We start from the raw sequence: 13618 nt of genomic DNA, 5'->3' as shown, positions 1-13618 counted from the left end.
GGACGGCGCGGCTTCCAGCCTGCTCATACCCCCTCATGCGCGGCCAGCGCCGCCGCGATCGCCCAGACCGCAAAACCCGCCAGCGCCAGCCCCGCGCCGACGAGACCGGTCGAGGTCCAGCCGTAGCCGGCTGCGACGGCCATTCCGCCGAGCCACGGCCCCAGCGCATTGGCGACGTTGAAGGCGGAATGGTTGAGCGCAGCGGCGAGGCTCTGCGCGTCGCCCGCGACATCCATCAGCCGGGTCTGCAACACGGTGGCAAGCGCTCCGCCCAGCCCGATCAGGAACACGTCGGCGCTCAGCGTCCAGAAATTCGCCGCCGCCAGCGGATACAACGCCAGCGTCGCCGCCGACCACAGCAGCAGCCCGCCCGCGGTTGCCATCAGCGTGCGGTCGGCAAAGCGCGGCACGATGATGTTGCCGGCGGTGAGGCCAGCCCCGAACACGCATAGCGTGACGGGCACCAGCGCGGGCGACGTGTGCGTCACCGCCAGCATGGTCGACGCCAGATAAGTGTAGACCGAGAACAGTCCGCCGAAACCGATGGCGCCGATCCCAAGCGTCAGCCAGACGTGCTTGCGCCCGAGCGCCGAGAGTTCACGCAACGGGCTCGCCTTGCTGTCAGCGACGTCACGCGGCGCGAAGATCAGAACCAGGATGGAAGTCAGCAGGGCGAGGCCGGCAACGATCGCAAACGCCCAGCGCCAGCCGATAGCCTGCCCCACGCCATTTGCGAGCGGCACGCCGATCGTCGTCGCGATGGTGAGACCGAGCAGCACGCGGCCGACCGCCGCGGTGCGCTTGTCGATCGGGACCAGCGAAGCCGCGACCAGCATGGCGATGCCGAAATAGGCGCCATGCGGCAGCCCGGCGAGGAAGCGCAGCACCAGCATGGTGTGGTAGTCGGGCGCGAGCCCGGAGAGGCCGTTCATCAGCGCAAAGAAGCCCATCAGCGCGATCAGCAGCGTCCGCCGCGCCATGCGCGCCGACAGCACAGCGATCACAGGCGCGCCCACCACGACGCCGAGCGCGTAGGCGCTGATCGCGTGACCCGCCTGGGGCTCACTGATGTGCAGATCATGGGCGAAGAACGGCAGCAGGCTCATGGTCGCGAATTCGGCGATGCCGATCGCGAACCCGCCCATCGCCAGCGCGAGATGAACGATGCCCGGATGAAAGCTCCCGGGGGCGTTGTCCTGGTTGAGGCGCCCACCGGCATCGGCCGAAGCACGGCCGGTCGGCGGCTCCGAAGGCCGGGAGAGCGGTTCCCGCCGCTGCGTGTTGACTCGCTGGGACATTGGCAGACTTCCATGATTGCGAACGGCGGACGGGCTTGCGACCCCAGGCAAAGTCCAGTCGCATCGCGCCATCAGGCGTCCGCACAGCGGCCAGGGTTCGCACAGAACCACGCGCGCATTTGCGCATCGAAGGCGCGCATGCCGCGCTTTCGTCTGGCCTCCCGTGACGGATTTATGATTGTGCTTCGACGCCGGACTTGTCCGGATAAGGCAACCACGATGCGGCTCGGCCGCGATCGATTTGCCTTGAGGCGACCATCGCACACGATGGGCACGGTCACCAGCGCGGCAGGCTGCCATCAGCCAGTCTGTTTCGCATGACAAAAAAGGCGCCCTTGCGGGCGCCTTTTGCTTGCGACGGTCTCGCGCTTTCTTGAACGCGTGATCGACGTTGTTACTTGGCTGCCGGATTGGCCGGAGCCGGCGCAGCGCCACCGCCCGCGCCTTCGAGCTTCTTGCGCTGTTCTTCGGCGCGCTTCTGCAACTCTTCCTGCAGCTTCTTCGAGTTTTCCTCGAACACCTTCGGATCGGTCGGCGGGCCGTCATAGGCCTTGGCGAATTCGGTGTTGAGCGGCAGCGGTAGCGTCAGCGGCGCGCCATTCGAATTGATCGCCTGGACCACGAGGTTCTGGCCCTTCTTCATGTTGGCGATCAGTTCGGGGGTTGCTTCATAGTCGGACATGCAACCGTTCTGGAAGCAGATCACATAGGGCGCCTGCTGCGGCGGGTTGCCGTCGACGATGATGCGGGTGCCGTGAACGAGCTGCATGCCGAGCGGCAGCGTGACGCGCAGGATCTTCTTCGGCTCGCCTTCCGGCTCGATGATCACGGCGGCGATCACCGGCTGGCCCGACTCGATGCGGCCGTCCTTGCCGGTGAAGCAAACCTGCTTGGCGTTGGCTTCCTGACCCTTCAGGCAGAACTTGGTCCAGGGGGCGTAGATGAGCTGGATCTGCTGATCCTGGGGCGGCTGCTGGGCGGCGGCAGCAGGCGCCTGACCTGCGGCCGGGGCCTGTGCCTGGGGTGCCGGCTGGGCTGCCGGCGCCGGCGCCTTCGGAGCTGCCTTCGGTGCCGCCTTGGGCGCGGCCTTCGGTGCCGCAGGCGCCGGCGCTGCCGGCTGCTGGGCCCGAGCGGCAGGAACCAGGAGCGCTGCAGAGAATGCCGTCGCCGCCATCAGGGCAACAATTCGCCCATGCGGCCGGACCGGGGCGGCCAAGATACGGAAATTCATTGCGGAAAACCCTTTCTGAACGGCAGCGCCCGAAACCGCTGCAGGCGCCGACACATAGCCGTTTGGGCGGCTGTCTCCTAGTCAATTGAGGCGGATACGTGACAGGCGTTCCCGCCCTCGAATTGCACGCCTTCAATACAGCGGCGCGCGGAAAGATCAATGCCGACAAGCGCATTTGCGGCCATGTCACGGCGAGTTTCAGCGCCCTGTGATAAACCTCCTGATGTGACGTTTCGCGAATCAAATCCGGCGCCTCACGCACGTGTTCCCGGGCACGGTTGGCGCGCCGCATTGGCCGTCGTCTGGCTTGTGCTGGCATCCATCCCGGCATTCCTGACGAGCGCGCTTGCCCCTGCGGCCGCCACCGAGAGCCACGCCATCGCGATGCATGGCGCGCCCGCGCTGCCTGCCGACTTTACTCACCTGCCCTACGCCAATCCTGACGCCCCCAAGGGCGGCCGTCTGGTCCTGAGCCCCCGGGACGGCACCTTCGATAGCCTCAATCCCCTGATTGTCAGGGGTCTCGCCGTGCAGCAGCTCCGGGGCTACGCCTACGAGCGCGGCTATGTCTACGAAAGCCTGTTGGTGCGGAACAATGACGAGCCCTTCACGCTGTACGGCCTGCTCGCCCGCAGCGTCGAGACCGACGATGCCAGAAGCTATGTGACATTCCGCCTCGATCCTCGCGCGCGCTTCTCCGACGGGCACGAGGTCACTGCGGACGACGTCGTGTTCTCGCTCGAACTGCTGCGCGATCACGGCCGTCCGCTGCATCACCAGTATTACTCGAAAGTCGCAAAGACCGAGGTGCTCGACCCGCTCACGGTGCGGTTCGATTTCGGCGGCGTTGCGGACCGCGAATTGCCGCTGATCCTCGGCCTGATGCCGATCTTGCCGCGTCACGCCACCGACGTCTCCAAATTCGAGGAGACCACATTGGCGCCGCCGATCGGCTCCGGCCCGTACCGCGTGACGGCAGTCAAACCCGGCAGCAGCGTGACCTTCACCCGCAATCCGGATTACTGGGGGCGCGACCTGCCGGTGAACCGCGGCCTCTGGAATTTCGACGAGATCAGGCTCGATTACTACCGCGACGCCAACGGCCAGTTCGAGGCGTTCAAGCGCGGCCTCTATGACTTCAGGACCGAGCCCGAACCGCTGCGCTGGCATGACGGCTACGACTTCCCCGCCGCGAAAAGCGGCGAGGTGATCCGCGACACCATCAAGATCGGCACGCCCGATCCGTCCGAATTTCTGGTGTTCAACACCAGGCGGCCGAAGTTTGCCGACGTCAGGGTGCGCCAAGCGTTGCTGATGCTGTTCGATTTCGATTGGATCAACCGGAATTACTATTTTGGACTTTATTCGCGCGCCGGCGGCTATTTCGCCGGCTCGGATTTGTCGGCCTATGGCCGCCCGGCCGATGACCGCGAGCGCGATCTCCTCAAGCCGTATCTGTCGCATATTGCGCCCGACATTATCGAGGGCCGCTATCGCCTCCCCGACACCGACGGCTCAGGCCGCGACCGAACCGTTCTGCGCAACGCGCTCGCGCTGCTGTCGGAGGCGGGCTACGCGCTCGACGGCACGGTGCTGAAGCAGCGCTCGACCGGGACGCCGCTCCGGATCGAGATCCTGGTGACGACACGCGAGCATGAGCGGATCGCCCTCGCCTATCAGCGCGACCTGAAGCGGGCCGGCATCGACGCCGCGGTCCGGGGGGTCGACGCGGTGCAGTTCGAGCTGCGCCGGGTCGCCTATGACTTCGACATGATCCCCATTCGCTGGGACCAGTCGCTTTCGCCGGGCAACGAGCAGTGGTTCTACTGGGGCAGCCAGGCCGCCGACGTGCCGGGCACCCGCAACTACATGGGCGCCAGGGATCCGGCCATCGACGCCATGATCGCCGCGCTGCTCGCGGCGCGGGAGCGGCCGGCCTTCGTCTCGGCGGTGCGGGCGCTGGACCGCGCCCTGATGTCGGGCTTCTACGCTATCCCCCTATTTAACTTGGGAGAGCAATGGATCGCGCGCTGGAATCGGATAGAACGGCCTTCGGCCACGGCGTTGACGGGCTACCTGCCGGAGACCTGGTGGCAGAAGCCCGGCGCGCAATCCAAGTGAGCTGCCAAATTGAGCTACCAAGTGATTTGCGACCCGACGCGGCATGGACCGGTCTGATCGAAACGATGCAACCGACGTTGAACCTGTGAACCAGTCGATCACCTCGCCCACGCTCGATACGCTGTTCAAGCGCAGTTTGGCGCGGCAACCCGAGGCGCTGGCGCTGGTCGACCCGATCAACAAGCAGCGCGTCACCGGACAGACCCGCAAGCGCCTGACCTATGCTCAGGCCGACCGCGCGATCTCGGCGATCGCCGCCCACTTCGTCGAGAGCGGATTGCCGGCCAATACCGTGATCGCGGTTCAGCTTCCCTCGACGATCGAATTCGCCCTGACCGTGCTCGCCGCCTATCGTGTCGGCCTTGTGGTGGCGCCGTTGCCGCTGCTGTGGCGGCAGGCCGAGCTGACCTCCGTGCTCAACCGCACCGCGGCGCGGGCGATCGTCACCTGCGGCAGGATCGACGGCGTCTCCTACGCCGACATCGCCATGAACGCCGCGGCGGAAGCCTTTTCGATCCGCCACGTCTGCGGGTTCGGCACCGATCTGCCGGAAGGCATGGCGTCGCTCGATGACGCGATCCTGCAGGACTCCCGGACCTCGCGCCCGATGATCCAGGACGGCCGCAAGCCGGCGCTGATCTCCTTCGACGTCACCAGCGACGGTTTTCGTCCGGTGCCGCGCGCGCATTTCGGTCTGATCGCCGGCGGGCTCGCGATGTCGCTGGAGAGCGACCTGGCACAGGGCGCGACCATCATGTCGGCATTCGCGCCGATGTCGTTTGCCGGCATCTGTTCGTCGCTGGTGAGCTGGCTGCTGTCGGGCGGAACGCTCGTCATGCATCACCCGTTCGACGAGGAAGCGTTCGAAGCCCAGTTCAACGATCACGGCTGCGACACGCTGATCGCGCCGGCGCAGCTCGCGCTGCGGCTCGACGAGTGTGGCTTGTCGGAACGCCTGCCCACCCTGCGCAACGCGATCGGCCTCTGGCGGACGCCGGAGCAGGTAGCCTCCAGTGCGCACTGGACGTCGCGGCGGGTGACCCTGACCGACGTCTATCTGTTCGGCGAGGCCGGGCTGTTCGGCGCCCGCCGCAACGCCGAGGATGGATCGCCGGCCCCGATCAAGCCCGGCCCGCACAGCGCGCCGCGTGAGGCTCCCGGCGCATCGATCGCCGGCGAGGTCCTGCTGACCCCGAAGGGCACGCTCGGCCTGCGCGGGCCCATGGTGCCGGTCGCCGCTTATGCGCCGCCGCCGCCCCCGGGCGACAGTCTGATTGCGCCGCCGCCGCGTGATTACGTCGACACTGAATATGCCGCGCGGGTCGACCGCGCGACCGGCGCCGTCAACATCACCTCCCCGCCGTCGGGGGTCATGACGGTCGGCGGTTACCGCTTTCTTGCCGGGGAGTTGCAGGAGTGGTCGCGCCGACTCGGCCAGGGCGCATTGTTGACGGCACTGCCCGACCGCCTGAGCGGCCACCGGCTGGCCGGACGGGCACAGGACAACGCGCGAGCCCGCGACGCCCTGACAGAACTTGGGCTTAACCCGTTGATGGTCGAGGCATTTCGCGACCGCAGCGGCACTGGGATGCCTTAAAATCTTATCATTGCGTTAGTCTTAGCATTGTGTTGACGCCGCATTAAGCCATGCCAACTAGCATCGAAGCCGTTTGCTGATCTGTGCATTGGTTTCGAGCGTTCGAATGTCTCAACAAGGTCCGGTCCTCATCGTATCGGCATCGGCAAAGCCGCCGTTTGCCGCGGTCCTCGATGAGACGAAACTGTTTCCGGTCGTGGTCACCGACTGGCACGAGGTCGGACGCGCGATCGAGCAGGTCAAGCCGGCTGCGATCATCGCGGCCGCCGAGGGCGTCGACTTCGTCACCCTGTCGGGCCTGGCCAAGCGCGCCGCCGCCCGCGCACCCTATCTGCCGCTGATCGCGGTCGATCCCGCGACCACCCTGCCCGACACGGTCATCGCGTTCTTCCAGCACAAAGGCATGCCGGATCGCCTGGTCGCCCGGCTCAACGCGTCCTTACGCGTTCGCGCCTTGCATGCGACCGTGATGCGCCGCCTGGTGCCGCCGGCGCCGATCGCATTATCCGATATCGATCCGGTCGGAGAGGCCACCGCGCTCCTGATCGGCCGCGGCGGCGCCTACCCGGCCCTGTCGGTCGCGCTCGGCGAACGCGCCGGCGTGGTTGGCGCGCTCAGCATCGAGGCGGCCGCAAAGCACCTCTCCAACCGCGACATCGACGGCATCGTGCTGGCCGAAGGCTTCACCCCGCGCGTGATGGATGCGTTCCTGACGGTGCTGACCGAGGATGTTCGCTTCCGTCCGTTGCCCGTCATCGTCGCCTCCGGTGAGCTGACGCCGCGTTACGAGCTGCCCAATCTCGAGATCGTCACGGCCGGGCCGACGCGCGTCGGCGACATGGTGTTGCCGATGATCCGCCAGCATGCCTTCGAGGCGCGGCTCGGCCGCATGCTCAAGGCGATCGATGCCAAGGGCCTGATCGATCCCCGCACCGGTCTGCTCACCAAGGCCGCGTTCGAGCGCGACTTCGCGACCGCCGTCTACCAGACCGCCGAGCGCGGCGGCGCGCTCTCGGTGGCGCGGTTCACCTTCGACAACACCCAGCCGCGCGCGCAATTCGACGGCGCGCGGATCATCAGCCGGCTGATGCGCCAGGCCGATTTCGGCGCCGTGCACGACGACCGATCGCTCGTCGTGGCGTTCGCCGGGACCGATCTGCGCAATGCCCAGGCGATCACGCGGCGATTGGCAAGCGTGATGCGCCACACCCAGAACGGCCGCCGCGACACTAGGGCCGAGCCCGCCGTCAGCATCGCAACGCTGCTGCCGGGCGATTCCGCGATGTCGCTGCTCGGGCGCCTGTTCGGCACGGTGGAACGCGCGGCGTCGTAACAAGCTCTATGCCGCTTGTCAGTTGCCGCGATCGCTGGCGGGAAGCGTCGGCAGCAGGCGAAGCCACCTACCTCAGTGGTGCCTCCGCATGCCCCTCATCTTCAGGCCTCACGCATGCTGAGGCTGCGCCAGTTGGCTGACCTGCATCGCCGGCGGATCGACAACCAGGGTCCCGCCATGGCCGTCACTCGAGGTCGTGAATGTCGAGGCCATGTAGTTGCCCAGCAGCGCAATGCTCGCCGTGACGGTGCCGTCCGTCACCGTCAGCGTTCCGCCCGATGCGTTTCCGCTGAAGCTCGGAGTATGAACGTTCGCGAAACTGATGTTCGCGAAATCGATCGCGTCCGAACCGGTCATCCCGGCGACGGTTCCCGCAAAGCTCGCGGAATTGTCGAGCTTCAGCGTCCCTGTCGAGCCCTGGAATGCGACGGTGGCGCTCGACGCCCCGGTCAATTCCAGGGTGGCGCCCGCTGCGATGGTGGCGCTGCCGGAACTCTCGCCCGTCGCGTTGAACGGCTGCCAGGCCCCCCACGCAATGCCGTCATACGCACGGATCCAGAGTTGGTCCGTACCCGAGCCGGCCTGATAGGTCGTCTGGGAAAGTTGCGCCGCAGTGATGTCGATCTCGGTATTCGCGGCCTGCGTAGCTCCGTTAACGCTCCAATGCCCGTTGGTGTTGGAATCCCACAGCGCATATTTCGTGATGGCATCGCCGTCGGCGTCCGTCGCAGTGACGAGGTTCGCAGCAGCAAAGGTCTGCCCCGAGACCGTCACGACGTTGGCGACCGAGACCGTCGGCGCCTGGTTGGTGGCGGTGGCCGTAAAGGCCGTCCATGCACCCCACGTGATGCCGTCATTGGCTCGCACGTAGAGCGTGTCCGCCGGCGAGCCGCCAGGTCCGAACACGTAGCTGACCTGCGACAGGTTCGCCGCCGACACATCGATCTCGGTGTTGGCCGCCTGCGCGACACCATTCACCACCCAGTGGCCGTTGCCGCCGGTGTCCCAGAACGCGTACTGCGTGATCGTGTCGTTGTCGGCGTCCGTGGCCGTGAACAGGCTCGAGGCCGTGACCGAATGGTCGTGAATTCCGGTCGCGTTCGATGCCGAAACAACCGGAGGGTGGTCGGACCCCGGGGTGGCCGAGAACGCCGTCCAGCCTCCCCACAGCAATCCGTCATTGGCCCGCACGTAGAGCGTATCAGGCGTCGAGCCGGTCGGGCCGTACACGTAGCTCACCTGCGACAGGTTCGCCGCCGACACATCGATCTCGACGTTGGCCGCCTGCGCGACACCATTCACCACCCAGTGGCCGTTGCCGCCGGTGTCCCAGAACGCGTACTGCGTGATCGTGTCGTTGTCGGCGTCCGTGGCCGTGAACAGGCTCGAGGCGAGAGCTGACGCCTGCCCGTGATTGGCGGTGACGTTCGGTGCCGTCACAACCGGCGCGTGGTCGAGCCCCGGGGTGGCCGTGAACGCCGTCCAGCCTCCCCACAGCATGCCGTCATTGGCCCGCACGTAGAGCGTGTCCGCCGGCGAGCCGGTCGGGCCGTACACGTAGCTCACCTGCGACAGGTTCGCTGCCGACACATCGATCTCGACATTGGCCGCCTGCGCGACACCATTCACCACCCAGTGACCGTTGCCGCCGGTGTCCCAGAATGCGTACTGCGTGATCGTATCGTTGTCGGCGTCCGTGGCCGTGAACAGGCTCGAGGCGAGAGCTGACGCCTGCCCGTGATTGGCGGTGACGTTCGGTGCCGTCACAACCGGCGCGCGGTCGGGCCCTGGTGTGGCCGTGAATGCTGTCCAGCCTCCCCACAGCATGCCGTCATTGGCCCGCACATAGAGCGTATCTGATGTCGAGCCGGTCGGGCCGTACACGTAGCTCACCTGCGACAGGTTCGCCGCCGACACATCGATCTCGACGTTGGCCGCCTGCGCGACACCATTCACCACCCAGTGGCCGTTGCCGCCGGTGTCCCAGAACGCGTACTGCGTGATCGTGTCGTTGTCGGCGTCCGTGGCCGTGAACAGGCTCGAGGCGAGAGCTGACGCCTGCCCGTGATTGGCGGTGACGTTCGGTGCCGTCACAACCGGCGCGCGGTCGGGCCCCGGTGTGGCCGTGAACGCGGTCCAGCCTCCCCACAGCATGCCGTCATTGGCCCGCACATAGAGCGTATCTGATGTCGAGCCGGTCGAGCCGTACACGTAGCTCACCTGCGACAGGTTCGCTGCCGACACATCGATCTCGACATTGGCCGCCTGCGCGACACCATTCACCACCCAGTGACCGTTGCCGCCGGTGTCCCAGAATGCGTACTGCGTGATCGTATCGTTGTCGGCGTCCGTGGCCGTGAACAGGCTCGAGGCGAGAGCTGACGCCTGCCCGTGATTGGCGGTGACGTTCGATGCCGTCACAACCGGCGCGTGGTCGAGCCCCGGTGCTGCCGTGAACGCGGTCCAGCTTCCCCATAGCATTCCGTCGTTCGCCCGTACGTAAAGCGTATCAGGCGTCGAGCCGGTCGGGCCGTACACATAGCTCACTTGTGACAGGTTCGCCGCGGCAACATCGATCTCGACGTTGGCGGCCTGGGCGACACCATTCACCACCCAATGGCCGCTGCCGCCGGTGTCCCAGAATGCGTACTGGGTCATCGGATCGCCATCGGCGTCCGAGGTCGAGAACAGGCTCGAGGCAAGAGCCGACGTTTGCCCATGGGCGGCCGTCACGTTCGCGGCCGTAACGACCGGAGCGGCATCGACACCTGGCCCCGCCGTGAACGCCTTCCAGGCTCCCCACAACGTTCCGTCGTTCGCCTTGATGAACAGCGTATCGGGGGCTGACCCTGGCGGCCCGAACACGTAGCTCAACTGCGGCAGTTGCGACGCGGGAATATCGATCTCGGTGTTGGCAGGCAGAGCCACGCCGTTCAACGCCCAGTGGCCACTCCCCCCGGTGTCCCAGAGGGCGTATTCGGTGATCGTGTCGTGATCCGGATCGCTCACCGTGAACAGGCTGGATCCGGCAATCGACGTCTGGCCGTGCGCCGCAGTGACGTTGGCTGCGTTCACGGTTGGTGCGGTGTCGACAAATCCGGTTGCCGTAAACTGAGTCCAGCCGCCCCAAACCGTGCCGTCATTGGCGCGAACGTAAAGGGTATCGCTCGAACCGCTTGGACCGAAGACGTAGCTCACCTGCGACAGGTTCGCCGCCGCAACATCGATCTCGGCGTTGGTCGCCTGCGCGACGCCGTTGACGACCCAGTGTCCGTTACCTTGGGTGTCCCAGAACGCGTATTGGGTGATGGCATCGCCATCGGCGTCCGACACGGTGAACAGGCTGGAAGCCGCCACCGAACTCTCGCCCACGGTTGCCTGTACATTGGGCGCTGACGTAACCGGTGCGATATCGGCACGCGTCGTGACCAGCGTGCCGGTGCCGGAATCCGTGCTGACGCTGAACCGCGCGCCAGGGGTCTGATCAAGCTGCAGATCGTAGGAGGAAGCACCCTCCGTGACTTGCAGGATATTGCCCGGGAGCAAGGTCACCGAGCCGCCGGAGGAGAACGTCACCCCGGCCAGATCGATGCTGTCGCCCAGGACCAGCCCGCTGATGGTCGTCGTCGGCATCGACGTGCCGTCGATCTTGAGCTGCCCGCCGGACCCGCTGAAGGTGATGCCACCGCCCGCGACGCTGCCAGCCAGCAACTCGACCACGCCGCCCGAAATCGTCACCGGACCAGTCGACCCACCCGAGGAAACGACTTCCGTGCCGCCGGCAAACACCGTCACGTTGCTGGTCACTGCGCCAGCCACTTTGAACGTGCCGCCGCTGGAGACGGCAACATGGTGGGCCGTTGCCCCGGACAGAACATTCAATATGCCGCCACTGCTGACGGTCGTGTGGTCGATTGCGCCTCCCGATGACACGTTCACCGTGCCGCCCGAAATCCCGGTTCCGGAACTGGTCACGCCGGTAACCACACCTCCCGAGAACACGTTTTCGATGCCGCCGGCAAAGACCGCGACGTTGCTCAGGACCGTGCCGCCGACGTTGAAGATGCCGCCGCTCGAGACGGAGATATGGTCCGCCGTCGCACCCGACGAGACATTCAGGTCACCGCCACTGAAGACGGTCGCATATTCGAACGAAGCTCCGGAGAGAACGTCGACCACGCCGGAAATTGCGGTACCCGAACCAGTGACACCGGTGACGGAGCCACCCGCAGAGACGATTTCGTGGCCGCCGCTTTGAATAGTGACATTGCTGGTGATCTTGCCCCGCACGTTGAGCGTGCCGGACACGTTGATCATGCTGGCCGAGCCTCCGGCCAGAACGTTGAGCGTCGCTCCGGCTGCGACGAATGTTCCGGTACCGGCCGTGCCGCTGATGGTGCCCTGGATGACACCGCCGGACGAGACGTTCTCGATGCCACCGCTCAACACCAAGACCGTGTTGGATGTGGTCCCCGTGACATTCAGAGTGCCGCCCGCCGAGACCGTCGTCCCGGTGGCAAATCCGCCAGCCAGCACGCCGAGCGTTCCCCCGGATACGAGCGTTCCGCTGGCCGTGCCGCCGCTGCTGACAAACATCGTCGCGCCGCTTGCAACGACGGCATTCGCATCGCTGCCCGCGACCGCTTCGGTGCCGCCGGACGAGACGGTCGTGCCCGTGTCGCTGCCGCCGTTGTTGACAGTCAGAAGCCCGCCGCTGCTGACGGCGGTGCTGACGGCCGACCCGCCGGAGGCAACGAACATCGAACCGCCATTGAGCACGGTATCGCCGGTGTCGGTTTGACCACTCGATACGGTGTAGGACGATCCGCTGCTTACAGTCACAGGGGCGGTTTGGTGAACGATCGTGCCGCCGTTGCTGGTCACGTTCGTGACATTGGCGCCAGCAATGAGAATCAGGGTCCCGCCGGTATCGAGGACGATGCCGCTTGCGGTGCCGCCGGACGAAACGACTTCGGTGCCACCGGAGCTGATCACCGTACTGCTGGCGGTGCCGCCCGCGATCACGATCTCTGTGCCGCCGGCGCTGATCACCGTGGTTCTGGCGATGCCGCCGGACGAAACGATTTCGGTACCGCCGGAGCTGATCACCGTACTGCTGGCGGTGCCGCCCCAGACGATCTGCTCACCGCCCGCGATCAGCGTGGTGGAGCTCGCGGTTGCGCTGCCGCTGTATTGGCCACTGCCGACATATTGGATGCTGCCGCTGCCGGTGACCGTCGTGTTGACGGCTGTGCCGCTCGCATTAACGAGGCCGTATGGCGCAACATACTGGATTCCACCGCTGGTGATGGTGGTATTGGTTGCGAAACCAATACCGGCGCTTCCGGCGGCGGTATAGCCGAGGTACTGCGTACCGCCCGCGACGATGGTGCTTACCGCGCTGCCCGCCCCGAGAAATCCAACGATCTGTTCGGAACCGCTTCCCACCGTGGTGTTGGACGCGACTGCGCTGCCGTAGGCGTTGGGGTTGTTGTTGTAGTCGTTTGAGATGTACTGGAACCCACCGTTCTTGATCGTCGTATTGATGGCGGTGCCGCCAAAGATTTCCTCACCCCCGTTGTTCCCATCGATGGTGGTTTCGCTGGTGGTGCCGCCGAACAGGTACAGCCTGCTGCTGCTGCCGACCGAGGTGTTGCTTGCAGTGGAGCCACTGTCCACCGACATCTGGCCATCGTCGATCGTGTCGATCGCAGTTGCGGCACCGAGCGTGAATGTGAGCTGGTTGTAACCGATGACCTCGTTGCCACCGCTAATCACGCTGCTGATGACAGTGCCGAGAACGTACAACTGCGCGGCACCATTTGAATCGTGGGATACGGTGTCGCCGACATCGGTGCCGCCGGAGGACACAACGACGGTGCCAACATCGAGGGTGCTGCTGATAGTTCCGCCATTCAGCACGTAAAGCGTGCCGCCGTCCTGAACCGTGTTCCCGCTCTGCGTCGAGGACACATAAACGCTGCTGCCGCTGCCAACGTTCACACCCATCAACCCCTCCCCCGAAAAAACTGATCTCG

The 13618-nt window shown here is 65.8% G+C and carries 6 protein-coding genes; 3 read left to right on the top strand and 3 right to left on the bottom strand.

The window, feature by feature from the left end; translation table 11 throughout:
• Positions 1-23 precede the first annotated feature (23 nt).
• Complete coding sequence (locus ACVIGB_RS07970; protein ID WP_456749126.1) at positions 24-1298, bottom strand: MFS transporter; 1275 nt, start codon at positions 1296-1298, stop codon at positions 24-26.
• A 394-nt stretch (positions 1299-1692) separates the two neighbouring features.
• Positions 1693-2529: an invasion associated locus B family protein gene (locus ACVIGB_RS07965; RefSeq protein ID WP_456723140.1), complete on the bottom strand. Its 837-nt coding sequence runs from the start codon at positions 2527-2529 to the stop codon at positions 1693-1695.
• A gap of 384 nt (positions 2530-2913) precedes the next feature.
• Between ACVIGB_RS07965 and ACVIGB_RS07960 the strand changes: the two genes are divergently transcribed.
• The 3 genes from ACVIGB_RS07960 (at position 2914) to ACVIGB_RS07950 (ending at position 7580) form a co-directional block, all read left to right on the top strand.
• The gene (locus ACVIGB_RS07960; protein WP_456725216.1) at positions 2914-4650 is read left to right on the top strand and encodes an extracellular solute-binding protein; all 1737 of its coding nucleotides are present in this window, start codon (positions 2914-2916) and stop codon (positions 4648-4650) included.
• 85 nt (positions 4651-4735) lie between these two features.
• Positions 4736-6247: an AMP-binding protein gene (locus ACVIGB_RS07955; RefSeq protein ID WP_456723141.1), complete on the top strand. Its 1512-nt coding sequence runs from the start codon at positions 4736-4738 to the stop codon at positions 6245-6247.
• Between the two features lie 106 nt (positions 6248-6353).
• Positions 6354-7580, top strand: a complete 1227-nt coding sequence (locus ACVIGB_RS07950; protein ID WP_456723142.1) for a GGDEF domain-containing protein — start codon at positions 6354-6356, stop codon at positions 7578-7580.
• Positions 7581-7688: 108 nt separating this feature from the next.
• Here ACVIGB_RS07950 and ACVIGB_RS07945 read toward each other — a convergent pair whose 3' ends face one another.
• Complete coding sequence (locus ACVIGB_RS07945) at positions 7689-13589, bottom strand: AIDA repeat-containing protein (RefSeq protein ID WP_456723143.1); 5901 nt, start codon at positions 13587-13589, stop codon at positions 7689-7691.
• Positions 13590-13618 lie beyond the last annotated feature (29 nt).

This window comes from Bradyrhizobium sp. USDA 4341, assembly GCF_054063755.1.
Note: the sequence above shows the minus strand (reverse complement) of the source record. Positions and strands in the feature narration are given on the sequence as shown.